This is a genomic window from Streptomyces sp. NPDC006643 (assembly GCF_042870175.1).
Classification (GTDB): domain Bacteria; phylum Actinomycetota; class Actinomycetes; order Streptomycetales; family Streptomycetaceae; genus Streptomyces.
This window is the reverse complement of record NZ_JBIAHA010000003.1, coordinates 89735-114672: the sequence shown is the minus strand read 5'-3', so window position 1 is coordinate 114672 and position 24938 is coordinate 89735. Positions and strand designations below refer to the sequence as shown.

Here is a 24938-nt window from a genome sequence, read left to right as displayed (position 1 = left end):
GGGGTGCCACCCCGTCCGAGACGTCACGGTCTCGTGAGGATTGTGCGCGGTCCCGCGGGCGGCTGCACGGGTCGCTTCCGGGCGGGGTCTTCCGGGCGGGGTCGGTCGGTCGAGCGGTACGGCCGGTTCAGACGCGCGGAAGCGATTCTGCTGCGATGCCGCCCTCGATGGCGAGGATGCGGTGCAGCCGGGTGGCCACCAGCAGGCGCTGCATCTGGGCCGGCACGCCGCGCAGGACGAGTCTGCGCCCGCACCGGCCGGCCCGTCGGTGCGCGCCCATGATGACGCCGAGGCCGGTGGCGTCCCAGGAATCGAGTCCGGTCAGATCGAGCACCAGGTCGCCGGCTCCGTCGTCGACGGCCGAGTGCAGGACCGTACGGGCGTCCGCCGCGCTGCGGACGTCGAGGCGGCCCTCGACGACCAGCTCGGCGTGGTCGCCCCTGATGTACATATGCGCTCCCCGAATGCTTATGTGCTCCGCGTTCGTCTTCTCGGTCTGTGTGCCAGGTCGTCGTGCGATGTCTTCGTGCGATGTCTTCGTGCCAGGTCTTCTTGCGATGCCTTTGTGCGATGTCTTTGTGCAACAACTGACAGCCGCGCGGCTGAGGAAGTTGTCGTTCGTGAGCGAACCGATACCGAATTCACCCGGTGGGGTGAGGGCGGAACGGCCGATGTCAGTGCTTGTAGAAGCCCTGCCCGCTCTTGCGCCCGATGTCACCCGCGTCCACCATCCGGCGCATCAGCTCGGGCGCCGCGAACTTCTCGTCCTGCGACTCGGTGTAGATGTTGTCGGCGGCGTGCAGCAGGATGTCGACGCCGGTGAGGTCGGCGGTGGCGAGCGGCCCCATGGCGTGGCCGAAGCCGAGCTTGCACGCGATGTCGATGTCCTCGGCCGTGGCGACGCCCGACTCCTGGAGCTTGGCGGCCTCGACGACGAGGGCGGTGATCAGCCGGGTGGTGACGAAGCCCGCGACGTCACGGTTGACGACGATGCAGGTCTTGCCGACCGATTCGGCGAACTCCCGTGTGGTGGCGAGAGTTTCGTCGCTGGTCTTGTAGCCGCGTACCAGTTCGCAGAGGTTCATCATCGGTACGGGCGAGAAGAAGTGCGCGCCCACGACCCGGTCGGGGCGCTCCGTGACCGCGGCGATCTTCGTGATCGGGATGGCCGAGGTGTTGGAGGCGAGGACGGTGTCGTCGCGGACGAGTCCGTCGAGCGTCCGGAAGATCTCGTGCTTGATGTCGAGCTTCTCGAACACGGCCTCGACGACGATGTCGGCGTCGGCCGCGGCGTCCAGGTCGGTGGTCGTGGTGATCCGGGCGAGCGCGGCGTCCGCGTCCGCCTCTTCGAGCTTGCCCTTGGTGACGAATTTGGCGTACGAGGCGCGGATCGCGTCCTTGCCGCGGGTCAGGGCCTCGTCGGTCACATCTCGCAGGACGACGTCCCAGCCCGCCTGGGCCGAGACCTGCGCGATTCCGGACCCCATGAGTCCGGCACCGATGACGGCGAGCTTCCTGGCCACGACGTACCCCTTGATTTCCGCTCCGGAACGGCGCGCGGCTTAACACGCGCTTTACATTTCCCTCAGCCGGAGGTTATCGGTCGTGAGCTGCCCTGTGGTGGCGAAGAGATGCGCGTCACGTCTCACATGACGGACATCACATCCGGCAGGGCGCCGGGGCGGCTCATCAGCCTTGCCGTACAGCGTACTTGAGCACTTTCGCGCCCAGTACCTCCTCGATGTCGTCCAGCAGCGCCAGGGCCTCGCGCGAGGTCTCCTCGGGGGCCTTGCCGGCGAGCATCAGACGGCCGATGAACGCCATGAGCGTGCCGTGCGCCCAGGCGAGCTGACCGGCCACCAGGGTCGGCAGCGAGTCCGAATCGGCGGCGCCGGTCTCCTCGCGGAGCGTCTTCTCCAGATGGACCAGCAGATCCTGCTGGATGAACCAGAGCCGGGACCGGAGCGAGTGCGACTCCTGAACCACCTTCATGAAGCGGTCGTAGCCGGTGTGCAGGCCGAGGGCGGGCGAGACGGCCTCGGTCGCCTCGCGCAGTTCGCGCAGGACGGCGTCGGCCGCCGACTCGCCGGGATCACGGGCGCGTACGAAACGGGAGAGCCGCTCGACAACGCCCTGACTCCGGTCGAGGAAGAGATCTTCCTTCGTCGAGAAGTAGTTGTAGACGGTGTTGACGGAGACGTCCGACGCCTCGGCGACCTCGGCGATGGTCACCGCGTCGAAGCCGCGCTCGATGAACAGATGCGTGGCGACGTCGGAGATGTACTGCCTGGTCTGGCGCTTCTTGCGCTCCCTGAGCCCTTCGGACATGCCCCACAGCTTAGGGCGCGCGGCGCGCCCGGCGGGATGGGTCACTGGGCTCGCTGCATTTTTTAAGTCGTTGCAAAATTTAAGTGACTCTGTTTTTCTGGGGTCATGGCAATCATCAGTACGGCCGGGCTCGCCCGGTCCTTCTCCACCAAGCGGGGCACCGTCGAAGCGGTGCGCGGCATCGACCTGACCGTGCGCGCCGGGGAGATCCTCGGCCTCCTCGGTCCCAACGGCGCGGGCAAGACCACCACCCTGCGGATGCTCACCACGCTGCTGGCGCCCACCGGCGGCGCCGCGACGGTCGCCGGGTTCGACCTCGTCCGGGAGCCCGCGGGGGTACGGCGCCGGATCGGCTACGTGGCGCAGTCCGGCGGCGTCGACCCCCAGCTCTCCGTACGCGAGGAACTGATCACCCAGGCCCGGCTCTACCGGCTGACGAAACCGCAGGCGGCGGCCCGCGCCGAGGAGTTGGCGCACGACCTGGACCTCGCCGACCTGCTCGACCGCCCGTGCGCGACGCTCTCCGGCGGGCAACGGCGGCGCCTGGACATCGCGATGGGGCTGACCCACCGCCCCGAGGTGCTGTTCCTGGACGAGCCGACCACCGGTCTCGACCCGGGCAGCAGGGCCGGGCTGTGGGACCTGGTCCGCCGTATCCGCGACGAGCACGGCACGACCGTCGTCCTCACCACGCACTACCTGGACGAGGCCGACGAACTGTCCGACCGGCTCGTGGTCGTCGACCACGGCGTGGTGGTGGCCGAGGGCACCCCCGCCGCGCTGAAGAGCGAGTACGGCGGCTCCCCCGGCGCCTCGCTCCAGGACACCTTCCTCGCGATCACCGGCCGGGCCCCCGCGCCGGACGACACCGTCCCCGTAGCCGTCTAGGAGGCTCCCGTGCTGTCCCCACACCTGTCACCGTTGCTCTCGGACACCGCGCTCGTCTTCGGCCGGTACGCCCGCCAGACCGTGCGGTCCAAGTTCCAGATCCTCTTCGGCACCCTGATGCCGCTGCTGTTCCTGTTCTTCTTCGGACCCCTGCTGACCGATCTGCCGCTCGGCGCGAAGACCGACTCCTGGCAGATCCTGGTCCCCGGGCTGGTGCTCCAACTCGCCCTGCTCGGCGCCTCGTTCGCGGGCTTCTCGATCCTGATCGAGAAGCAGACCGGGGTCCTCGAACGGATGCGGGTGACACCGGTCAGCCGGCTGGCCCTGCTGCTGGGAAGGGTGCTGCGGGACGCGGCGCTCTTCGTCTTCCAGTCCGTGCTGCTGGTCCTCGCCGCGCTGGTGATGGGGTTGCGGGCGCCGCTGGGCGGGGTGCTGATCGGGTTCGCGTTCGTCGGGGTGCTGGCCGCCGCGCTGGCCTCGCTCTCGTACGCCCTGGCGATGAACGTGTCGACGCCGCAGGAGTTCGGCCCCGTCATCAACGCGCTCACGATGCCGGTGATGCTGCTCTCCGGTCTGGTGCTGCCGATGACCCTGGCCCCCGGCTGGCTGGACCTGCTGTCGCGCGTCGTGCCGCTGCGGTACCTGGTGGACGCGGTACGGGCCGGTTACGTGGGCGACTACGCGAGCGCCGCGATGCTGTACGGCTGCCTGGTGGCGGTGGCACTCGCGGCGCTGTCGCTCATCGCCGGCACCCGGGTCTTCCGCAAGGCCGACGCCTGACCGCGGAGCCCCCGCGGCCTACAACGCGGCGAGGCGCCGTGCCAGGCGTCGCGGGCCGGGCGGGACTTCGCAGACAGGTCCTAGGCTGGGCCCATGGTCAATCTGACGCGTATCTACACCCGTACCGGCGACCAGGGCACCACGGCGCTCGGCGACATGAGCCGTACCGCCAAGACCGATCCGCGGATCGGCGCCTACGCCGACGCCAACGAGGCGAACGCCGCCCTCGGTACGGCGATCGCGCTGGGGCAGCTCAGGGACGATGTCGTGAAGGTCCTCGTCCGGGTCCAGAACGACCTCTTCGACGTCGGCGCCGACCTCTCCACCCCGGTGGTCGAGGCGCCGGAGTACCCGCCGCTGCGGGTCGAGCAGTCGTACATCGACAAGCTGGAGTCGGACTGCGACCGCTTCCTTGAGGAGGTCGAGAAGCTGCGGAGCTTCATCCTGCCGGGCGGTACGGCGGGGGCGGCGCTGCTGCACCAGGCGTGCACCGTCGTACGGCGCGCGGAGCGCTCGACGTGGGCGGCGTTCGAGACGCACGGGGAGATCATGAACCCGCTGACGGCGACCTATCTCAACCGGCTCTCCGACCTCCTGTTCATCCTGGCCAGGGTGGCCAACAAGGAGGTCGGAGACGTGCTCTGGGTGCCGGGCGGCGAGCGGTAGACCGTACGCCGCTCAGCGGTCGCTGAGGGACTTGGTCCGCTCCGCCTCGGCGGTCCCGCCCGGGGCCTTCTTCGGGAAGAGCGTGTAGCTCGACGCCCACACCACGTTGATGCCGATCAGGAAGAGCATCTTCTGCTGCCACATCTGGAGCGACCCGATCTCGCCGTCGGAGCCGACGTACCAGATGGCCGCCTGGAGCAGCGCGACGGCGATGGCCGACGCCACGATCCAGCGGGCCGCCGTCTTCCACTCGTAGACCATGCGGGCCTTGCCGTACTTCGGCGTCACCGGCGGCGGCGGGCCACCCGCGAAGCGATGGGCGAAGCGCGCGTCGGCCCACTTGATCAGCTGTGGGCCGAGGGCCACGGAGAAGCCGATGTAGACGGCGGCGAGGCCGTGCTTCCAGTCGGGCTCGGCGCCGTTCTTGAGGTCGATCGCCGTCACGACCAGCAGCAGGACCTCCAGCAGTGGCTCGCACAGCAGCACCGCCACCGACGCGCGCGGCATCTTGGCGAAGTACCGCAAGGACAGACCGAGGCCCAGCAGGACCCAGAATCCGACCTCACAGATGATGATCAGCGTGACGATCACGACAGCCCCCTTCCAGCTCCTTCCAAGCCTCCCGCCCCGCCGGGCTTGGATCGTCGTCAGCAGTGACGAACCGTGACTGCATCCTTCGATGTACCGCCGCCTCGGCCGGTACGTGGAGGTGCCCGCGCGCGGCACCGTGTTTGATGGTGGGATGACCGATTTCCCGCGCCCGCACCGCGAGGACGTCCTGATCGGCGCGGGCGGTCTGCTGGGCGGTCTGCTGCTGTGGTCACTCGGGCTGCACACCCAGGGCGGCCGTGAGCTGTCCGGCCTCTGGGTGCTGGTGCCGCTGGTCGCCGTCTCGCTGGTGGAGCTGGTGCGCAGGAGCGCGCCCCGCACGGCCCTGGCCGTCGGCACCGTCGCGCTGGTCGCCGACCAGTTCACCACCGGCAGTGTCGCGACGATCGCGATGTTCACGGATCTCGTGTACGCGGCGGTGCTGTACGGGAGTCCGTCCGCCGCCCGCCGGATCCCCTGGGGCACGGCGCTGATCACGATCGCCGTCACCGTGGGCGCCCTGAGCTGGCTCCGTTCGGCCGAGGCGCTGCTGCTCGGTGTCGTCGCCGCCGCGATCGGTGTCGCCCCGGCCACCACCGGTCTGCTGGTGCGCAACCACCGCGACGCCGCCGAGGCCGCCCGGCTGCGAGCCGAGCAGACCGCGCTGCTCGCCGAGGTCGACCGCACACAGGCCGTGATGGCCGAACGCGCGCGGATGGCGCGCGAGTTGCACGACATGGTCGCCAACCATCTGTCGGCCATCGCGATCCACTCCACCGCCGCGCTCTCCCTCGACGACGCGCGGACCACGAAGGACGCGCTGACGGTGATCCGGGAGAACAGCGTCGCCGGGCTGGCCGAGATGCGCCGGCTGATCGGGCTGCTGCGGGACGCCGGGGTGGACGGGGAGCCCGCCCCCGCGCCGACGCTGCACGCGCTCGACTCGCTCGTGGAGCAGGCCCGTACGAACGGCGCGTCCAGCGGGCTCACGTTCACCCTCGTGGACCGGCGGGACGAGGGGACGCCGCTGCCCACGCCGGTGGAGATGGCGGCGTACCGCATCGTCCAGGAGTCGCTGACCAACGCGCTCAAGCACGCGGCGCGAGGGCCGGTGACCGTGACGCTGGACCGCTCACGGCGCGCCCTGTGCGTCGAGATCGTCAGCCCGTACGGTGACCGGCCGGGCCCCCGGGCGCCGGGCTCCGGCGCCGGGCTGGTCGGGATGCGCGAGCGGGTGGCGCTGCTGGACGGCGAGTTCGAGGCGGGGCCGGTGGTGGCGGAAGAGACCGGCGGGGACAGCGACGGCGCCGGCGGCGGCGGCGACAGCGGCAAGATCTGGCGGGTACGGGCCGAACTGCCCGTCGACGAGGGGAACGGCGCGTCATGACGATCCGGGTTCTGGTGGCCGAGGACCAGTCGGCGGTACGGGCGGGTCTGGTGCTGATCCTGCGCAGCTCGCCGGAGATCGAGGTCGTGGGCGAGGCGGGCGACGGCGAGGAGGCCGTTCGCCTGGCCCGTGAACTGCGCCCGGACCTGGTGCTGATGGACATTCAGATGCCGCGTCTCGACGGGGTGTCGGCGACCCGGCAGGTGGTCGGCGAGAAGCTGGCCGATGTCCTCGTACTGACGACGTTCGACCTCGACGAGTACGTCTTCGGCGCGCTGCGCGCCGGCGCGTCAGGGTTCCTGCTGAAGAACACCGAGGCGCGGGACCTCATCGAGGCCGTACGGACGGTGGCGCGTGGCGAGGGTCTGATCGCGCCGGCCGTGACGCGCCGGCTGATCGCGGAGTTCGCCTCGCCGCGGGCCGTACGGACGGCGGACGCGCCCGATCTCACGGCGCTCGACTCCCTGACCCGGCGCGAGCGCGAGGTGCTGTCGTGCCTGGGCGGCGGGCTGTCGAACGCCGAGATCGCGGTGCGGCTGGACATGGCCGAGGCGACGGTCAAGACGCATGTCAGCAGGCTGCTGGGGAAACTGGAGCTGCGCAGCCGGGTGCAAGCGGCGGTGCTGGCGCAGGAGTTGGGGATCTGACCCAGCCGGGCCCGCCTTTGGTCTGGACCTATTGACGATTGGTCCAGACCTCCTTACTCTCACGCCACTGACTCGTACGCGAGCTGTCGCAGGAGTCGGCTCTCACGGACCCACCCGGACCACCCCCGAACTGCTCCGAACCCACTCGTCGAGGAGTACCCCTTGAGCACGAAGACGACCGTCCGAAGAAGCAGATTCAGATCCAGATCCGTCGCGGCGCTGACCGCGCTCCTCCTCCCCCTCGCCGCCATGGTCGGCCTCGCGTCCCCCGCCGAGGCGGCCACGTCCGCGACCGCCACGTACACCAAGAAGTCCGACTGGGGCAGCGGCTTCGAGGGCTCGTGGACGGTGAAGAACACCGGCACCACCACCCTCAGCTCCTGGACCGTCGAGTGGGACTTCCCCGCCGGCACCGGCGTCGGCTCCGCCTGGGACGCCACGGTCACCAAGAGCGGCACCAACCACTGGACCGCCAAGAACGTCGGCTGGAACGGCACCCTCAACCCGGGCGCCTCCGTCACCTTCGGCTTCAACGGCACCGGCTCCGGCGCCGGTTCCCCCACCAACTGCAAGCTCAACGGCGCCTCCTGCGACGGCGGCAGCGTCCCCGGCGACACGGCCCCGACCGCCCCGGGCACACCCACGGCGAGCGAGATCACCAATACCTCGGCGAAGCTCAGCTGGAGCGCGGCCACCGACGACAAGGGCATCAAGAACTACGACGTCCTGCGGGACGGCGCGAAGATCGCCACGGTCACCGGTACGACGTACACCAGCACCGGCCTGACCGCGGGCACCAGCTACTCCTACAGCGTCCAGGCCCGTGACACGGCCGACCAGACCGGACCGGTCAGCGGCTCGGTCGCCGTCAAGACCACCGGCGGCGGTACGGACCCGGGCACCCCGCCCGGCGACCAGATCAAGCTCGGCTACTTCACCGAGTGGGGCGTCTACGACCGCAACTACCACGTCAAGAACCTGGTGACGTCCGGCAGCGCCTCCAAGATCACCCACATCAACTACTCGTTCGGCAACGTCCAGGGCGGCAAGTGCACCATGGGCGACGCCTACGCCGCGACGGACAAGGCGTACACGGCCGACCAGGCCGTCGACGGGGTCGCCGACACCTGGGACCAGCCGCTGCGCGGCAACTTCAACCAGCTGCGCAAGCTCAAGGCCGCCAACCCGAACATCAAGGTCCTCTGGTCCTTCGGCGGCTGGACCTGGTCCGGCGGCTTCGGTGACGCGGTGAAGAACCCGGCCGCCTTCGCGCAGTCCTGCTACGACCTGGTCGAGGACCCGCGCTGGGCCGATGTCTTCGACGGCATCGACCTGGACTGGGAGTACCCGAACGCCTGCGGTCTGAGCTGTGACACCAGCGGCCCGGCGGCGATGAAGAACATGATGCAGGCCATGCGTGCCAAGTTCGGTGCCAGCTACCTGGTCACCGCGGCCGTCACCGCCGACGCCTCCAGCGGCGGCAAGATCGACGCCACCGACTACGCCGGCGCCTCGCAGTACATGAACTGGCTCAACGTCATGACGTACGACTTCTTCGGCGCCTTCGCCGCGCAGGGCCCCACGGCCCCGCACTCCCCGCTCACCTCGTACCCGGGCATCCCGCAGGCCGGCTTCAACTCCGCCGACGCGATCGCCAAGTACAAGGCGCAGGGCGTCCCGGCGAAGAAGCTGCTGCTGGGCATCGGCTTCTACGGACGCGGCTGGACCGGCGTCACCCAGGCCGCTCCGGGCGGCACCGCCACGGGCGCGGCGCCCGGCACGTACGAGGCGGGCATCGAGGACTACAAGGTCCTGAAGAACACCTGCCCCGTCACCGGCACCGTCGGCGGCACCGCGTACGCCAAGTGCGGCAGCAACTGGTGGAGTTACGACACCCCGGCGACGATCGCGGGCAAGATGACCTGGGCGAAGAGCCAGGGTCTGGGCGGTGCGTTCTTCTGGGACTTCACCGGTGACACCGCGAACGGCGAACTCGTGACCGCGATCAGCAACGGTCTGAAGTAACACCGGGCGGCAGCGCACAGCGAGGGGGACGGCGCCCACGGGCACCGTCCCCCTCGTCATGGTCCGGGCGGCTCAGGCGACATTCACCCGCTGGCCGGGCGGCGCCGCCTCCAGCCAGGCCAGAAAGCCGGTCAGCGCGTCCTCGCTCATCGCCAGCTCCAGGCGCGTCCCCTGATGGACGCAGCCGAGCACGACGGAGTCGGAGAGCAGCGCCAGTTCCTCCTCGCCCTCGGGCGCGCGCCGGGCGCGCACCTCGATGGCGGAGCGCTCAAGGCTGCGGCGGGGCCGCGGGGAGTACGAGAACACCCGGAACCAGTTGATCCGGTCGCCGCTGTAGCGCGCCACGCCGTACACCCAGCCCTTGCCCGACGTGTCGGGCTCCTCGGCCACGTTCCAGCGCAGCGAACAGTCGAAGGTCCCTCCGGACCGCTGGATCAGCCGTCGGCGCAGCCCGAAGACGAAGAGCCCCACCGCAACCAGTACGACGACCAGTCCGCAGACAAGCAGAGCGAGGACCATCAATACCGACCTCCTCGCCTCATCGAGTAACCCGTACGAACGAACTACAAACAGCTGCCGCATCGCCTCAGCCGCGACACGGTCTGGATGACTCCAGAACGGGCCGCGGCTGAGGGTAATTCCAGAAGCGGTGCGTCAACGCACCGCCACAGCGCGCAGTCGGACATCGGCGCGACGCTCGGCGGCGTCGTCCTCACCCGACTTCGCACGCTCCAGCGCGCGCTCGGCGCGCTGGGCATCGATCTCGTCCGCCAGCTCGGCGATCTCCGCGAGCAGCGAGAGCTTGTTGTCCGCGAACGAGAGGAAACCGCCGTGCACAGCGGCGACGACGGTGCCGCCCTCGCTCGTACGGATGGTCACGGGGCCCGACTCCAGCACACCGAGCAGCGGCTGGTGACCGGGCATGACGCCGATGTCGCCGGACGTGGTGCGCGCGACGACCAGGGTGGCCTCGCCGGACCAGACACTGCGGTCCGCGGCGACCAGCTCGACGTGCAGCTCAGCAGCCAAGGGTGGCTCCTCGGGTCACCACCCGGCTCTGTCGCCGGGTGTTGGTCTTGATTCTATGGGGTTCACGATCGGCGGTCCGGAGGGGGGCGGTTCGAGCCCGCCCCCCGCCGAACGAACCGAGGACTCCGGGGAGTCGACGGCTCAGGAGACGCCGAGCTCCTTGGCGTTCGCCTTCAGGTCCTCGATACCACCGCACATGAAGAACGCCTGCTCGGGGAAGTGGTCGTAGTCCCCGTCGCAGATCGCGTTGAACGCGGAGATCGACTCGTCGAGCGGCACGTCGGAACCGTCCAGGCCGGTGAACTGCTTGGCGGCGTGGGTGTTCTGCGACAGGAAGCGCTCGACACGACGGGCACGGTGGACAACGAGCTTGTCCTCCTCGCCCAGTTCGTCGATACCGAGGATCGCGATGATGTCCTGGAGGTCCTTGTTCTTCTGAAGGATCCCCTTGACGCGGCTGGCCGCGTCGTAGTGCGCCTGCGAGATGTAACGCGGGTCCAGGATGCGGGACGTCGAGTCCAGCGGGTCGACCGCCGGGTAGATGCCCTTCTCCGAGATCGGACGCGACAGCACGGTCGTCGCGTCGAGGTGCGCGAAGGTCGTGGCCGGGGCCGGGTCGGTCAGGTCGTCCGCCGGCACGTAGATCGCCTGCATCGAGGTGATCGAGTGGCCACGGGTCGAGGTGATGCGCTCCTGGAGCACACCCATCTCGTCCGCCAGGGTCGGCTGGTAACCCACCGCGGACGGCATACGGCCGAGCAGCGTGGAGACCTCGGAACCGGCCTGGGTGAAGCGGAAGATGTTGTCGATGAAGAGCAGCACGTCCTGCTTCTGCACATCGCGGAAGTACTCCGCCATGGTCAGGGCGGACAGGGCGACCCGCAGACGGGTGCCCGGCGGCTCGTCCATCTGGCCGAAGACCAGCGCGGTCTTGTCCAGAACGCCCGACTCGGTCATCTCGTCGATGAGGTCGTTGCCCTCACGGGTGCGCTCACCGACACCGGCGAACACGGAAACACCGTCGTGCAGCTTCGCCACACGCATGATCATTTCCTGGATGAGGACCGTCTTGCCGACGCCCGCTCCACCGAAGAGACCGATCTTGCCGCCCTTGACGTACGGGGTCAGCAGGTCGACGACCTTCAGTCCGGTCTCGAACATCTCGGTCTTCGACTCGAGCTGGTCGAAGGCCGGGGCCTTGCGGTGGATCGGCCAGCGCTCGGTGATCTGAGCGGTGCCCTCCGGGTCGTTCAGGATCTCGCCGAGGGTGTTGAACACCTTGCCCTTGGTGACATCGCCGACGGGCACCGAGATGCCGGAGCCGGTGTCGGTCACCACGGCCTGGCGGACCAGGCCGTCGGTCGGCTGCATCGAGACGGCGCGGACGACTCCGTCACCCAGGTGCTGGGCGACTTCGAGCGTCAGCGTCTTCTTCTTGCCGTCCTCGGCGGGGTCCGCCACCTCGACGTGCAGTGCGTTGTAGATCTCCGGCATCGCGTCGACGGGGAACTCCACGTCGACGACCGGGCCGATGACCCGGGACACGCGGCCCGTGGCCGTGCTTCCCGGGGTGGCCGCCTCAACAGTGGTCGTCATTACTTTTCACTCCCCGCGGTCGCGTCGGCCAGGGCGCTGGCGCCACCGACGATCTCGCTGATTTCCTGGGTGATTTCGGCCTGGCGGGCCGCGTTGGCAAGCCGGGAGAGGCTCTTGATGAGATCCCCGGCGTTGTCGGTCGCCGACTTCATCGCGCGGCGGGTGGCCGCGTGCTTGGAGGCGGCGGCCTGGAGCAGCGCGTTGTAGATACGGCTCTCGACGTAGCGCGGCAGCAGGGCGTCGAGGACGTCCTCCGCCGACGGCTCGAAGTCGAACAGCGGCAGGATCTCGTGCTTCTGCTCCGCTTCCTCGTCCACCGACGTGTCGTCGAGGGAGAGGGGCAGCAGCCGCTTCTCCACCGGCGTCTGCGTCAGCATCGAGACGAACTCGGTGAAGACGATGTGGAGTTCGTCCACGCCGCCCTCGGCCGTCTCCCGCTGGACCGCCGCGATCAGCGGTCCGGCGACGTTCTTGGCGTCCGCGTAGGTCGGACTGTCGGTGAAGCCGGTCCACGACTCCGTGACCTCGCGCTCACGGAAGCCGTAGTAGGCGACACCCTTGCGGCCGACGATGTACGTGTCGACCTCCTTGCCCTCACTCCGGAGCCGCTCGGTGAGCCGCTCCGCCGCCTTGATGGCGTTGGAGGAGTAGCCGCCGGCCAGTCCGCGGTCGCTCGTGATGAGCAGGACCGCGGCCCGGACCGGAGACTCGACCTCCGTGGTCAGGGGGTGCTTGGTGTTGGATCCGGTCGCCACCGCCGTGACCGCGCGGGTGAGCTCGGTCGCGTACGGCGTGGAGGCCGTCACCTGGCGCTGCGCCTTGACGATGCGCGAGGCGGCGATCATCTCCATCGCCTTGGTGATCTTCTTGGTCGCGGTGACGGATTTGATGCGACGCTTGTAGACCCGGAGCTGGGCTCCCATGAGTCAGGTCCCTTCCGTCGTCACTTGGAGACGTTGACGCCGGCCGGGGCGTCGTCGCCCAGAAGCTTGCCGTCCGAGGTCTCGAACTGCTTCTTGAAGTTGGCGATGGCGTCACCGATGGACTCGACCGTGTCGTCCGACATCTTGCCGCCCTCGGCGATGCTGGTCAGCAGCTCCTTGCGCTCGCGGCGCAGGTGCTCCAGCAGCTCCGTCTCGAAACGGCTGATGTCCTCGACCGGGACATCGTCCATCTTGCCGGTGGTGCCGGCGAAGATGGAGACGACCTGCTCCTCGACGGGGTACGGCGCGTACTGCGGCTGCTTCAGCAGCTCGACCATGCGCTGACCACGCTGGAGCGACGCCTTCGACGCGGCGTCCAGGTCGGAACCGAAGGCGGCGAACGCCTCCAGCTCGCGGTACTGGGCGAGGTCCACGCGCAGACGACCCGACACCTGGCGCATGGCCCGGTGCTGGGCGGAGCCGCCGACTCGGGAGACCGAGATACCGACGTTCAGCGCGGGCCGCTGGCCGGCGTTGAACAGGTCGGACTCCAGGAAGCACTGGCCGTCGGTGATGGAGATGACGTTGGTCGGGATGAACGCCGACACGTCGTTCGCCTTGGTCTCGACGATGGGCAGGCCCGTCATCGAACCGGCGCCCATGTCGTCGGAGAGCTTGGCGCAGCGCTCCAGCAGACGCGAGTGCAGGTAGAAGACGTCGCCCGGGTAGGCCTCGCGGCCCGGCGGACGGCGCAGCAGCAGCGACACGGCGCGGTAGGCGTCGGCCTGCTTCGACAGGTCGTCGAAGATGATCAGGACGTGCTTGCCCTGGTACATCCAGTGCTGGCCGATGGCCGAACCGGTGTACGGGGCCAGGTACTTGAAGCCCGCCGGGTCGGACGCCGGGGCGGCGACGATCGTCGTGTACTCAAGGGCGCCGGCCTCCTCCAGGGCACCGCGTACGGACGCGATGGTGGAGCCCTTCTGGCCGATGGCGACGTAGATGCAGCGCACCTGCTTGTTCACGTCGCCCGAGCGCCAGTTGTCGCGCTGGTTGATGATGGTGTCGACGGCCAGGGCGGTCTTGCCGGTCTGGCGGTCGCCGATGATCAGCTGACGCTGGCCACGGCCGATCGGCACCATCGAGTCGACGGCCTTGTAGCCGGTCTGCATCGGCTCGTGCACCGACTTACGGACCATGACGCCCGGAGCCTGGAGCTCCAGGGCGCGGCGGCCGTCGGTCGCGATCTCGCCGAGACCGTCGATCGGGGTGCCGAGCGGGTCGACGACACGGCCGAGGTAACCCTCGCCGACGCCGACGGAGAGCACTTCGCCGGTACGGGTGACCGACTGACCCTCCTCGATACCGCTGAACTCACCGAGGACGACCGCGCCGATCTCGCGCTCCTCCAGGTTCAGGGCGAGACCGAGGGTCCCGTCCTCGAACTTCAGCAGTTCGTTCGCCATGGCCGAGGGCAGACCCTCGACCTTCGCGATGCCGTCACCGGCAACGCTGACCGTCCCGACCTCCTCGCGCGAGGCCGCGTCCGGCTTGTACGACTGGACAAAGTTCTCCAGCGCATCCCGGATCTCCTCCGGCCGGATCGTGAGCTCCGCCATCTGGATTCCCTGCTCTCCTTGTTGGGCCCGAAGTTCTATGGGGGTCTGGGGGCGACCCCCAGGAATCTTCTGCAATTTCTGCACGGCCCAACCGGGCCGCAGTTCTTGATCTCTGTATATGTGTGTCTGTAATCGGGCTATGACGTACCGACCGTCGGTCGTCAGCCGGCCAGCCGCCGTGCCGCCTCGTCGAGACGTTCGGCGACGGTGCCGTCGACCACCTCGTCACCGACGCGGACCGAGACTCCGCCGAGGACCTCGGGGTCCACGTCGAGGTTCAGATGCATCGGGTGGCCGTACAGCCTGGCCAGGGCCGCGCCGAGACGCTGCTTCTGGCCCTCGGTGAGAGGCACCGCCGATGTGACGACCGCCACCATCCGCTCCCTGCGCGCCGCGGCGAGCCGGGACAGGGTCTGGAGACCCGCTTCCAGGCTACGTCCACGGGGCTGGGTGACGAGGCGGACGACCAGTCGCTCGGTGCTCGGGTTGGCCCGGCCGCCCAGCAGGCTGGTCAGCAGCGCCGTCTTGGCGGGCACCGTCGCCGCCTGGTCGGTCAGCGCGGCCCGCAGACCGGTGCTCGACTCGACGATCCGGCCGAACCGGAACAGCTCGTCCTCGACGTCGTCGAGGCCACCGGACCGCTGCGCGGCGGTCAGCTCGGCGAGAGCCGCCAGCTCCTCCACCGCGTCGACCAGGTCACGCGGCTGCGACCAGCGGGACCGGACCATGCCGGTGATCAGGTCGGAGCTCTCGCCGCCGACCTGCCCGCGGAGCAGTCCGCCGGCCAGGTCGGCCTTGGACTCGCCCGACCGCGCCGGGTCGGTCAGGACCCGGCGCAGCGACACCTCGCGGTGAAGCAGCGCCGTGACGGCGGTCAGCTCCTCGGCGAGCTTCGAAGCGTCGACCGAGGTGTTGTCGGTCAGCGCTTCGAGACGCTCGCGTGCGGCGGCCAGCGCCGCGCGGCTCGCGCCATTCATCGGGCCGCCTCGGCCTTCGACGCGCCGTCTTCCAGCTCGTCGAGGAAGCGGTCGATGGTGCGGCTCTGCCGGGCGCTGTCCTCAAGGGACTCACCCACGAGCTTGCCGGCGAGGTCGGTGGCGAGCTTGCCCACGTCCTGGCGCAGCGCCGAGGCCGCGGCCTTGCGGTCCGCCTCGATCTGGGCGTGACCGGCGGCGACGATCTCCTCGCGCTGCCGCTGCCCTTCCGCCTTCATCTCCTGGATGATGGTGGCGCCCTGCTCGGTCGCCTCCTGGCGGAGACGAGCCGCCTCGTGACGTGCTTCGGCGAGCTGGGCCTTGTACTGCTCCAGGACGCTCTGCGCCTCGGTCTTGGCCTCCTCCGCCTTCTCGATGCCGCCCTCGATGGCCTCACGGCGCTGCTCCAGAACCTTGTTGATGTTCGGGAGGAGCTTCTTGGCGAGGAAGCCGAAGACGATGACGAAGGCGATCAGGCCGATGACGAGCTCGTCAAGGTGCGGGATGAGCGGATTCTGAGGCTCCGCCGCTGCCGCAACATAGAGAGCGTTCACATCAATGCCTTCCGTGAAAGGGGTAGGGCTGTCGGTCCGGCTTACTGGTAGACGAAGCCCATGACGATGCCGATGAGGGCGAGCGCCTCACAGAAGGCGAAACCCATGATCTGGTTGGTGCGGATCAGGCCGGCCGCTTCGGGCTGACGGGCGAGGGCCTGGGTGCCGTTACCGAAGATGATGCCGACGCCGACGCCGGGACCGATCGCGGCCAGGCCGTAGCCGATCGAGGCCACGTTGCCGACGACCGTGGTCTTGGCGGAGGCGAGGTTGACCAATTCGAGAGCAGCGGACATGCCGTTACTTCCTTCTCTTTCACGGACCGGATGGGGGTTGGCCACCCGACGTCTGTTGGTTCTGGTGTCGTGCTGGAATTACGGGGCTGGACTCAGTGGCTCTTGGCGAGCGCGCCCTGGATGTAGCTGCAGGCCAGGAGCACGAAGACGTACGCCTGGACAGCCTGGATGAAAAGTTCGAAGACGGTCATGATGAGCACCATCGCGAACGAGGCGCCGGCGTAGACGAAGCCCAGTCCGTTCAGCAGGTAGTACGTCGCCAGCGTGAACATGACGATGAGCAGGTGACCGGCGAACATGTTCGCGAACAGTCGGACCGCGTGGGTGAAGGGCCGGATCAGCAGGTTCGAGAAGAACTCGATCACGACGACGAGCGGCAGGACCCAGCCGAGCGACTTGTCGTAGCCCGTGATGTTCTTCCAGCCGCCGACGAATCCGTGCGTCTTGAAGGTCAGGCTGACCCACAGGATGTACACGATGATCGCGAGAGCGGCGGGGAAGGCGATCAGTGAGGTGACCGGGAACTGGGCGACCGGGATGATCGACCAGAGATTCATCAGCCAGACGAAGAAGAAGATCGACACCATCAAGGGGACGTACTTCTCACCGTCCTTCTTGCCGATGATCTCGTAGACGATGCCGCGGCGGACGAAGTCGTAACCGGCCTCGCCGATCATCTGGACCTTGCCCGGCACCAGCTTCGGCTTGTTGAAGGCCGCCCAGAAGAACCCAATGACCACGATGGTGCTCAGCAGCGCGAGCAGCATCGGCTTGTTGAATTCGAACCCGCCCACCTCGAAAATGGGCTTGTACATGAACGTATGGAGGCCCGGAGCCGGGAACCCGCAGCCGGAAAAGATATGGCAGCTCGCATCGAAGGCGAGGGTCTGGGGCTCAGCACTCACCGCGGGCTCCTTCAGCGTGGCGCATAGGTACGGCAACCTCGTTGTGTCGGCGCGGCACGAAGCCGCGGTTCGGCACTGGACTGGTGTGACAGATGTGGGGGCGGCTCTCAGGCATGGAGCCTCGCGATGGAACAGGCGTCAGCTCGGATGCCCGCGCCCGCAATGCCGCAGTTGGAACCGGACGATAGCAGGATCCCGAACGGGCACTTATCCCGGCCCTACCCTTCACGCCGAGGACCCCGTCTTCTCCGCTTTTCCGGCGGTCGAGGACTCGGGTTCGACGTAGAGGATCTTGGCCTTCATGTACGCACGGGCCTGCGCGGCGATCCAGACGAGGGTGGCCGCGAGGAGGGTGAAGCCGAAAGCCTTCGGGTTGAACAGCGTGGTGTCCTTGAAGACCGCCAGGAAGACCAGCAGCAGCAACAACTGGGCGGTGTAGAGCATCAGCCCCATCGCCTGGAAGAGATGCGGGAGCGACTTCGCCGTGCGCTGGAGGACGGTGAGCCCGACACCCATGAAGAGGATGACGACCAGCACACCGACAGCGGCTCCCAGAGCGCCCTTGCCGCCACTGACCACACCGCTGATCACCGCGGCGATGACGCCGACGGCGGCGGTGGGTACGGCGGAATTGAGCAGGATCCGGACGTCGTTGGTCGGCATGGCGGCAGCTCCGCTTGCTGGGTGGGGCAGATGGTGTCGTCATGGACGAGCGTAGGCCCGGTCCGAGAGTTGGATTCTCGGGCCAACGGACCGTCGCACTACGGTCCTTCGGCTCTGGCGCCGGGTCTCGTGAACGGTATCACAAACTATTTGATGAGGTCTTTACCATGAACGTGTGCTTACCGTCACACATGAGGCGTAATTCGCGCGCCTGAGCCGGACATCGTTCCGTCTTGTCTGGTAATGGGGCCCGTTGAGGCAATTCTCAATGCGACGAATCCGCTTTACGTCGGTCGGGAAAGTGAGATCGCGGGCCGATCGCGGTCGCTCCGTTGACGCCCGCCGGGACCGGGGCCGGCCCGTCCGCCGTGACGCCGTCGGTCCCGTGTGAATCGTGAGGCACCTGTGACCCGCCGCCCCGGGCGCTCTCCCGCGGCTCGGGCGCCTCCTGGACGCCGTCCGCCAACTCCCCCTGGCCACGCCGCCGGCGGCGCCGGTAGCGGGGCGGCACGACCGCCTCCGCCCAGCGCGGGGCGCGCGGTGTGAAGCGGGGCAGCAGCAGGAGCAGCAGACCCAGGGCGCTCAGCACGACCACAGCGAACACGATCCACATCGTGGACTTGGTGGACGAGGAGTGGACCGAGTACAGCACCACACCGAAGGCGATCAGCGCCGACCAGAAGTACATGATCAGTACGGCCCTGCTGTGCGAGTGCCCGATCTCCAGCAGCCGGTGGTGGAGATGGCCCCGGTCGGCGGCGAACGGCGACTGGCCGTTCCAGGTACGGCGCACGATCGCCAGGACCAGGTCGGCAACCGGGATCGCGATGATCGTCAGCGGCAGCAGCAGCGGGATGAAGACCGGCAGCGCGGCGTGCGTCGCCTCACGCGTCGAGCCGTCCGCGTAGATCTTCAGGGCGTCCGGATCGACCTGCCCCGTCACGGAGATGGCACCCGTCGCGAGGACCAGACCGATCAGCATCGAGCCCGAGTCGCCCATGAAGATCCGCGCCGGATGCATGTTGTGCGGCAGGAAGCCGATCCCCATGCCCATCAGGATCGCGGCGAAGAGCGTGGCGGGGGCGGCGGCCTCGATGCCGTAGCCGTACCAGATCCGGTACGCGTAGAGGAAGAACGCCGCGGCGGCGATGCAGACCATGCCGGAGGCCAGCCCGTCGAGCCCGTCGACGAAGTTGACCGCGTTGATGGTGATGACGACGAGGGCGACGGTCAGCAGCGTGCCCTGCCAGGAGGTCAGCGCGACGGTGCCGACACCGGGCACCGGGATCCACAGGATCGTCAGACCCTGCATCACCATCACACCGGCGGCGATCATCTGGCCGCCGAGCTTGATCAGGGCGTCGATCTCGAACTTGTCGTCCAGGACGCCGATCAGCCAGATCAGCGCGGCCCCGGAGAGCAGCGCGCGGGGCTCGTTGGACTGCTCGAAGACCCCGCTGAGGTTCTGGAGGTTGCTCGCGACCAGAAGTCCGGCGCACAGGCCGAAGAACATGGCGATACCGCCGAGACGCGGTGTCGGTTCGCGGTGGACGTCGCGGGCGCGGATCGCGGGCATCGCGCCGATCGCGATGGCGAACTTCCGCACCGGACCGGTCAGCAAATAAGTCACCGCGGCCGTCACGCAGAGCGTCAGCAGGTAATCACGCACAGGCTGCCCCACAGGAATCGCCGACCATCTGAGCCACACACACTAACTCGGAGAAGGACGGCTGTTGGAATGCGCGTAGCCACATGAGGTAAGGACATACACGGCGGCGCGATGGTTGCACAAACTCGTCACACCCTATGCCCCGCCGCGTTTCTCACCGTACGTCGCCGCAGTTCAACGGTGTGCGAGGGGGCCGGTGTCAGTGCCGGGTCGGTACGCCCGTGAGCGCCGTCACCACCGGGTCCAGCGCCTGGTGGATCTCGTCGCCGATGGAGCGGAAGAACGTGATCGGGGCGCCGTACGGGTCGTAGACCTCGTCCGCCTCCGCGTTCGGGGCCAGCAGCCAGCCGCGCAGCGCGGCGGCGGCACGCACCAGCGCGCGGGCGCGCTCGACCACGCCCTCGTCGAGCGGGTCGGGCAGCGTCGCCGGGTCTATGGCCCGTACGAGACGCGTGAACTCCTTCAGCGTGAAGGTCCGCAGCCCCGCCGAGTGCCCCATCGAGATGACCTGCGCCCGGTGGTCACGCGTCGCGGTGAGGACCAGATCGGCGCGGATGACGTGCTCGTCCAGCAGTTCCCGCCCGACGAAGCCGGACGGGTCCGCGCCGAAATCCGCCAGGACGGCCTCCGCGTTGGCCTCCATCGAGGCCCCCTCGTGCCCCCAGGTGCCCGCGCTCTCCACGATCAGCCCGCCCGTCAGCCGCTCGCCGAGGCGGTCGCTGAGGGCATGGCGGTTCAGCCGCTCGGTGATGGGCGAGCGGCACACGTTGCCGGTACTGACGTGGAGGATGCGGAAGGTGTCGGGGAGTCCCGCTATGCCACGCCCCTCAGGGGCGGTCAATTGGCCACCTCGAGGTCGGGTACGACCTTGCGCAGCTCGTCGGCGTCGACGGCGCCCGCGCGCAGCAGCAGCGGGACCTTGCCGGTCACGTCCACGATCGAGGACGGCACGATGCCGGGAGTCTTCCCGCCGTCGAGGTAGACCGAGACGGCGTCCGCCAGCATCTCCTGCGCCGCGTCGCAGTCCTCCGGCGCGGGGTGTCCGGTCAGATTGGCGGAGGAGACGGCCATCGGGCCGACCTCGGTCAGCAGCTCGATGGCGACGGGGTGCAGCGGCATCCGGATCGCGACGGTGCCACGGGTGTCACCGAGGTCCCACTGGAGCGAGGGCTGGTGCTTGGCGACGAGGGTGAGCGCACCGGGCCAGAAGGCGTCGACGAGCTCCCAGGCCTGCTCCGAGAAGTCCGTGACCAGGCCGTGCAGGGTGTTCGGGGAGCCGATGAGCACGGGTGTGGGCATGTTGCGGCCCCGGCCCTTGGCGTCGAGGAGGTCGGCGACGGCCTCGGAGCTGAAGGCGTCGGCACCGAGCCCGTACACGGTGTCGGTGGGCAGGACGACGAGCTCGCCGCGACGGACGGCGGACGCGGCTTCACGCAGACCGGTCGTACGGTCGGTCGCGTCGTTGCAGTCGTATCGCCGTGCCATCTAACTGCCCTCTTTCTGTGTCATTTTGTGTGCTCGGTTCGCCTCCGGGGCGCGCCCCTCCGGCGCACTCGCGGGGACGGTCGCGGCGGTCACGGCATGGCCTTGCGGGCCGTCGCGAAGCGCGGGCGCTTGTTCAGGTCCGGGTGGTCCGCCGCGTCCGCCCAGCCGGCCTCCTCGCTGAAGATCCACGGGACCTGTCCGCCCTGGGTGTCCGCGTGCTCCACGACGACGAGACCGCCGGGCCGCAGCAGCCGGTGCGCGGTGCGCTCGATGCCGCGGATCGTGTCGAGGCCGTCCTCACCGGAGAAGAGCGCCATCTGCGGGTCGTGGTCACGGGCCTCGGGCGCCACGTACTCCCACTCGGTGAGCGGGATGTACGGCGGGTTGGAGATCACCAGGTCGACCTGGCCGTCGAAGTCCGGGAGGGCCGTCAGAGCGTCTCCGCGGTGCACGGTGACCCTGGACCCCTCGGCGTTCCTCCGCGTCCAGGTGAGGGCGTCCTCGGACAGCTCCACGGCGTGCACACGCGAGCGCGGCACCTCCTGGGCCATGGCGAGCGCGATCGCGCCTGATCCCGAGCAGAGATCGACGATCAGCGGCTCGACGACATCCATCGCGCGGACCGCGTCTATGGCCCAGCCGACGACGGACTCGGTCTCCGGCCGGGGTACGAACACCCCTGGCCCGACCTGGAGTTCCAGATACCGGAAGAACACCCGCCCGGTGATGTGCTGGAGCGGTTCGCGGGCCTCGCGGCGCGCGACGGTCTCCCAGTAGCGGGCGTCGAACTCCTCGTCCACGACGCTGTGCAGCTCTCCGCGCTTGACGCCGTGCACGAACGCGGCGAGTTCCTCCGCGTCGAACCGCGGCGACGGCACACCCGCGTCGGCCAGCCGCTGGGTGGCCTGGGCCACCTCGGCAAGCAGCAGACTGCGGGGGGCGGGCCCGCGGCGGAGCCGCTGGGGGTCGCTGGGCCCCCCGGAAGGTGGCTGCACGCTGGTTCCTCCTTCAGACGTGGACGGGGAGGGGGACGTGATCGGTACGGACGGGGCGGTGGCGCTCAGGCCGCCGCGAGCTTCGCCGCCGAGTCGGCGTCGACGCAGGCCTGGATCACTGCCGCCAGCTCACCGTCGAGCACTTGGTCCAAGTTGTACGCCTTGAAGCCGACGCGGTGGTCCGAGATCCGGTTTTCCGGGAAGTTGTACGTACGGATCTTCTCGGACCGGTCGACGGTACGCACCTGGCTGCGCCGGACGTCCGCCGCGTTCTTCTCCGCCTCCTCCTGTGCCGCGGCGAGCAGCCGCGAGCGCAGGATACGCATGGCCTGCTCCTTGTTCTGGAGCTGGCTCTTCTCGTTCTGGCAGGAAGCGACGACGCCGGTGGGCAGATGCGTGATCCGGACGGCGGAGTCGGTCGTGTTGACGGACTGGCCGCCGGGGCCCGACGAGCGGTAGACGTCGATCCGCAGGTCGTTGGCGTGGATCTCGACGTCGACCTCCTCGGCCTCCGGCGTCACGAGGACACCGGCCGCCGAGGTGTGGATCCGGCCCTGCGACTCGGTGGAGGGCACCCGCTGCACACGGTGCACCCCGCCCTCGTACTTCAGCCGCGCCCAGACGCCCTGTCCCGGCTCGGTGGCCCCGTTGCCGCCCTTGGTCTTCACGGCGACCTGGACGTCCTTGTAGCCGCCCAGCTCGGACTCGGTGGCGTCGATGATCTCGGTCTTCCAGCCGACGCGCTCGGCGTAGCGCAGATACATCCGCAGGAGGTCGCCGGCGAACAGCGCCGACTCGTCGCCGCCCGCGCCCGCCTTGATCTCCAGGATGACGTCCTTGTCGTCGCTGGGGTCGCGCGGGACGAGCAGCAGCCGAAGCTTCTCGGTCAGCTCGTCGCGCTGCTTCTCCAGCACCTTGACCTCGGCGGCGAACTCGCCGGCCGACGCGTCGGTGGGGTCCGCCGCGAACTCACGGGCCGTCTCGATGTCGTCGCCGGTCTGCTTCCAGGCGCGGAACGTCCCGATGATCGGGGTGAGTTCGGCGTACCGCTTGTTGAGCTTGCGGGCATGCGCCTGGTCCGCGTGGACCGACGGGTCGGCGAGCTTCTTCTCCAGGTCGGCGTGCTCGCCGACCAGTTCCTCGACCGCCTCGAACATTCGGGGGCTCCTGGGTTGCGTACGGAAATGCTGCGCGAAGGTGCTGCGGGACGGCAAAGCGCCGGTCCCGACGCCCCAGTGCTGGGGCGTCGGGGACCGGCGCAGTTGGCTCGCTACTTGTTGGCGGAGCCGGCGGCAGCCTTGCCGAAGCGGGCCTCGAAGCGGGCCACGCGGCCACCGGTGTCGAGGATCTTCTGCTTGCCCGTGTAGAACGGGTGGCACTCGGAGCAGATTTCGGCACGGACCGAGCCCGATTCGATGGTGCTGCGAGTGGTGAACGACGCACCGCAGGTACAGCTGACCTGGGTCTCGACGTACGTGGGGTGGATGTCGCGCTTCAAGGTGTCTCCTAGGGAACATCCTCGCCAGGCGAGGAAGGCGCCGGGTCGCACGCGCGGATGCTCGTACGTGAACCGGGGCCGACGGACCAGTCTGCCAGGACCGGGCGTATCTCCAAAACCGGGGTGGCCGCGGATCTATTCCACCGCCACGGGGCGCGTTCCCGTCGCCACGGGGTGCGTTTCCTCCGCCACGGGGCGCTCATCCACGGTCATCCGCCCGTGACCACCTCGGCCGCGTCCCCCTTGTCACCGGCGGAGTCCTCGGTCGCCGACGCGGGGATCGGCCTGTCCGATCGGAGGGCGGTCCACACCTGCCGGGACGCCTTCTCCAGCGGTACGACGCGGTTCGGGTCCGCCGGGTCGTACTCGACGGGCAGGGTGATCATGTTGACGTCCGAGGCCCCGAGGCTCTTGAGACCGCCGGCGAAGCCCACGAGTTCCTTGACCGAGTCCAGCTCGGAGTCGGGGGTGATCGCGCGGGTCGCGGTGTCGCCGATCTCGTACAGCTTCTTGGGGCTGCTGAGCAGGCCGATCTCCTTGACCTGGGTGATCAGCGCCTTGATGAAGGCCTGCTGGAGCTGGATCCGGCCCAGGTCGCTGCCGTCGCCGACGCTGTGGCGGGTACGGACGAGGCCGAGCGCCTGCTCGCCGTCGAGGGTGTGGGGGCCGGGTTCGAGTTTCAGATGGCTCTCGGGGTCGTCGATGGGCTCCTTGGTGGTGATCTCCACCCCGCCGAGATCGTCGATGAGCTGCTTGAACCCGGTGAAGTCGACCTCGATGTAGTGGTCCATGCGGATGCCGGACATCTTCTCGACGGTCTTCACCGCGCAGGCCGGGCCGCCGACCTCGTACGCCGTGTTGAACATGGCCCGCCGCGCGCCCTCGGCGGTGCCCTTGTCGGTCTCGCAGTCGGGGCGCTCGACGAGCGTGTCCCTCGGTACGGAGACGACGCTGGCGCTTCTGTGCCCCTCGTCGACGTGCACGATCATCGCGGTGTCCGAACGGGCTCCGCCCTGGTCGGAGCCGTACTCGGAATTGGCACCGGAGCGCGAGTCGGAGCCGAGGACGAGGATGTCCATCGAGCCGTTGTCGACGTTCACGGGGCGGTCCGTGCCGAGCCTGGCGTTGATGTCGACGCCCTGGATGTTGCCGTTGAGCTTGAAGTACACGTAACCGAGACCGGATCCGCCGACCAGGACCAGGGCGGCGGCCGACCAGGCCGCCAGGGTCGTGGCGCGTCGGCGCGTGCTGGGCTTCCTGCGGCGTGACCCGGTCGCCCGTATTCGGCCGCCCCTGCTCTGATCGGACATGTGCTCCTCAGCTCTCGTCGGCAAGCTGGCAGGGTCGCACAACGAGCTGTGGCCCCCGCCGGGGGCGGGGGCCACAGAGACATACCGGTCGGAGACCGGTCAGCCGGTCCTCA

The 24938-nt window shown here is 68.9% G+C and carries 27 protein-coding genes; 6 read left to right on the top strand and 21 right to left on the bottom strand.

Features of this window, described 5'->3' with window-relative positions; translation table 11 throughout:
• Positions 1–127: 127 nt before the first annotated feature.
• The 3 genes from ACFYNU_RS05500 to ACFYNU_RS05490 all read right to left on the bottom strand — a co-directional run bounded on the left by ACFYNU_RS05500 (position 128) and on the right by ACFYNU_RS05490 (position 2328).
• Entirely contained in the window at positions 128–451 is a 324-nt protein-coding gene (locus ACFYNU_RS05500) for an STAS domain-containing protein (RefSeq protein WP_356586576.1), read from the bottom strand.
• A 223-nt stretch (positions 452–674) separates the two neighbouring features.
• Positions 675–1523, bottom strand: a complete 849-nt coding sequence (locus tag ACFYNU_RS05495) for a 3-hydroxyacyl-CoA dehydrogenase family protein (protein WP_356586574.1) — start codon at positions 1521–1523, stop codon at positions 675–677.
• Positions 1524–1689: 166 nt separating this feature from the next.
• Entirely contained in the window at positions 1690–2328 is a 639-nt protein-coding gene (locus ACFYNU_RS05490) for a TetR/AcrR family transcriptional regulator (protein WP_356586572.1), read from the bottom strand.
• Positions 2329–2433: 105 nt separating this feature from the next.
• Between ACFYNU_RS05490 and ACFYNU_RS05485 the strand changes: the two genes are divergently transcribed.
• The 3 genes from ACFYNU_RS05485 (at position 2434) to ACFYNU_RS05475 (ending at position 4662) form a co-directional block, all read left to right on the top strand.
• A complete protein-coding gene (locus tag ACFYNU_RS05485; RefSeq protein WP_356586570.1) occupies positions 2434–3216 on the top strand; it encodes an ATP-binding cassette domain-containing protein in 783 nt (260 codons plus the stop codon).
• A gap of 24 nt (positions 3217–3240) precedes the next feature.
• Entirely contained in the window at positions 3241–3996 is a 756-nt protein-coding gene (locus ACFYNU_RS05480) for an ABC transporter permease (RefSeq protein WP_356586601.1), read from the top strand.
• A gap of 93 nt (positions 3997–4089) precedes the next feature.
• Positions 4090–4662 carry a cob(I)yrinic acid a,c-diamide adenosyltransferase gene (locus ACFYNU_RS05475; protein WP_356586568.1) on the top strand — a complete coding sequence of 191 codons (573 nt, stop codon included), beginning with the start codon at positions 4090–4092 and terminating at the stop codon, positions 4660–4662.
• A gap of 12 nt (positions 4663–4674) precedes the next feature.
• Here ACFYNU_RS05475 and ACFYNU_RS05470 read toward each other — a convergent pair whose 3' ends face one another.
• Positions 4675–5253 carry a hypothetical protein gene (locus ACFYNU_RS05470; RefSeq protein WP_356586566.1) on the bottom strand — a complete coding sequence of 193 codons (579 nt, stop codon included), beginning with the start codon at positions 5251–5253 and terminating at the stop codon, positions 4675–4677.
• A gap of 151 nt (positions 5254–5404) precedes the next feature.
• Between ACFYNU_RS05470 and ACFYNU_RS05465 the strand changes: the two genes are divergently transcribed.
• From ACFYNU_RS05465 to ACFYNU_RS05455, 3 genes are all read left to right on the top strand, one after another.
• Complete coding sequence (locus tag ACFYNU_RS05465; RefSeq protein ID WP_356586564.1) at positions 5405–6637, top strand: histidine kinase; 1233 nt, start codon at positions 5405–5407, stop codon at positions 6635–6637.
• Positions 6634–7284 carry a response regulator transcription factor gene (locus tag ACFYNU_RS05460; RefSeq protein WP_356586562.1) on the top strand — a complete coding sequence of 217 codons (651 nt, stop codon included), beginning with the start codon at positions 6634–6636 and terminating at the stop codon, positions 7282–7284. Before ACFYNU_RS05465 ends, ACFYNU_RS05460 begins: the two co-directional genes overlap by 4 nt.
• Positions 7285–7446: 162 nt before the next feature.
• Positions 7447–9309 (top strand): glycosyl hydrolase family 18 protein, encoded by a 1863-nt coding sequence (locus ACFYNU_RS05455; protein WP_388765193.1) that lies wholly within the window; start codon positions 7447–7449, stop codon positions 9307–9309.
• A 72-nt stretch (positions 9310–9381) separates the two neighbouring features.
• On the opposite strand, the gene ACFYNU_RS05450 is transcribed toward ACFYNU_RS05455, so the two are convergent.
• From ACFYNU_RS05450 to ACFYNU_RS05370, 17 genes are all read right to left on the bottom strand, one after another.
• Positions 9382–9828 (bottom strand): DUF2550 domain-containing protein, encoded by a 447-nt coding sequence (locus ACFYNU_RS05450; protein ID WP_356586560.1) that lies wholly within the window; start codon positions 9826–9828, stop codon positions 9382–9384.
• Positions 9829–9963: 135 nt separating this feature from the next.
• Positions 9964–10338, bottom strand: a complete 375-nt coding sequence (locus ACFYNU_RS05445; RefSeq protein ID WP_023538635.1) for a F0F1 ATP synthase subunit epsilon — start codon at positions 10336–10338, stop codon at positions 9964–9966.
• 141 nt (positions 10339–10479) lie between these two features.
• Positions 10480–11934, bottom strand: a complete 1455-nt coding sequence (gene atpD / locus ACFYNU_RS05440) for a F0F1 ATP synthase subunit beta (RefSeq protein WP_356586557.1) — start codon at positions 11932–11934, stop codon at positions 10480–10482.
• On the bottom strand, positions 11934–12857 hold the full coding sequence (locus tag ACFYNU_RS05435; protein ID WP_356586555.1) for a F0F1 ATP synthase subunit gamma: 924 nt from the start codon (positions 12855–12857) through the stop codon (positions 11934–11936). The genes atpD and ACFYNU_RS05435 overlap by 1 nt, the downstream gene beginning before the upstream one ends.
• A gap of 20 nt (positions 12858–12877) precedes the next feature.
• Complete coding sequence (gene atpA, locus ACFYNU_RS05430; protein ID WP_356586553.1) at positions 12878–14476, bottom strand: F0F1 ATP synthase subunit alpha; 1599 nt, start codon at positions 14474–14476, stop codon at positions 12878–12880.
• A gap of 161 nt (positions 14477–14637) precedes the next feature.
• Complete coding sequence (locus tag ACFYNU_RS05425) at positions 14638–15453, bottom strand: F0F1 ATP synthase subunit delta (RefSeq protein ID WP_356586551.1); 816 nt, start codon at positions 15451–15453, stop codon at positions 14638–14640.
• Complete coding sequence (locus ACFYNU_RS05420; protein ID WP_356586549.1) at positions 15450–16004, bottom strand: F0F1 ATP synthase subunit B; 555 nt, start codon at positions 16002–16004, stop codon at positions 15450–15452. The genes ACFYNU_RS05425 and ACFYNU_RS05420 overlap by 4 nt, the downstream gene beginning before the upstream one ends.
• Before the next feature lie 41 nt (positions 16005–16045).
• On the bottom strand, positions 16046–16300 hold the full coding sequence (gene atpE, locus ACFYNU_RS05415; protein ID WP_078075070.1) for an ATP synthase F0 subunit C: 255 nt from the start codon (positions 16298–16300) through the stop codon (positions 16046–16048).
• A 92-nt stretch (positions 16301–16392) separates the two neighbouring features.
• A complete protein-coding gene (gene atpB / locus ACFYNU_RS05410) occupies positions 16393–17220 on the bottom strand; it encodes a F0F1 ATP synthase subunit A (protein ID WP_388765341.1) in 828 nt (275 codons plus the stop codon).
• A gap of 210 nt (positions 17221–17430) precedes the next feature.
• Positions 17431–17868 (bottom strand): hypothetical protein, encoded by a 438-nt coding sequence (locus ACFYNU_RS05405; protein ID WP_356586545.1) that lies wholly within the window; start codon positions 17866–17868, stop codon positions 17431–17433.
• A gap of 265 nt (positions 17869–18133) precedes the next feature.
• Positions 18134–19549, bottom strand: coding sequence for an MraY family glycosyltransferase (locus ACFYNU_RS05400; RefSeq protein WP_356586543.1), 1416 nt, complete (start codon positions 19547–19549; stop codon positions 18134–18136).
• 187 nt (positions 19550–19736) lie between these two features.
• Positions 19737–20378: a low molecular weight phosphatase family protein gene (locus ACFYNU_RS05395; protein WP_023538645.1), complete on the bottom strand. Its 642-nt coding sequence runs from the start codon at positions 20376–20378 to the stop codon at positions 19737–19739.
• Positions 20375–21022, bottom strand: coding sequence for an L-threonylcarbamoyladenylate synthase (locus ACFYNU_RS05390; protein WP_023538646.1), 648 nt, complete (start codon positions 21020–21022; stop codon positions 20375–20377). Before ACFYNU_RS05390 ends, ACFYNU_RS05395 begins: the two co-directional genes overlap by 4 nt.
• 89 nt (positions 21023–21111) lie before the next feature.
• Positions 21112–21951, bottom strand: a complete 840-nt coding sequence (gene prmC / locus ACFYNU_RS05385; RefSeq protein WP_356586597.1) for a peptide chain release factor N(5)-glutamine methyltransferase — start codon at positions 21949–21951, stop codon at positions 21112–21114.
• 131 nt (positions 21952–22082) lie between these two features.
• Positions 22083–23174 (bottom strand): peptide chain release factor 1, encoded by a 1092-nt coding sequence (gene prfA, locus ACFYNU_RS05380; RefSeq protein ID WP_356586540.1) that lies wholly within the window; start codon positions 23172–23174, stop codon positions 22083–22085.
• A gap of 113 nt (positions 23175–23287) precedes the next feature.
• A complete protein-coding gene (gene rpmE, locus ACFYNU_RS05375; RefSeq protein WP_023538649.1) occupies positions 23288–23515 on the bottom strand; it encodes a 50S ribosomal protein L31 in 228 nt (75 codons plus the stop codon).
• Positions 23516–23724: 209 nt separating this feature from the next.
• Positions 23725–24825: an LCP family protein gene (locus tag ACFYNU_RS05370; protein WP_356586537.1), complete on the bottom strand. Its 1101-nt coding sequence runs from the start codon at positions 24823–24825 to the stop codon at positions 23725–23727.
• Positions 24826–24938 lie beyond the last annotated feature (113 nt).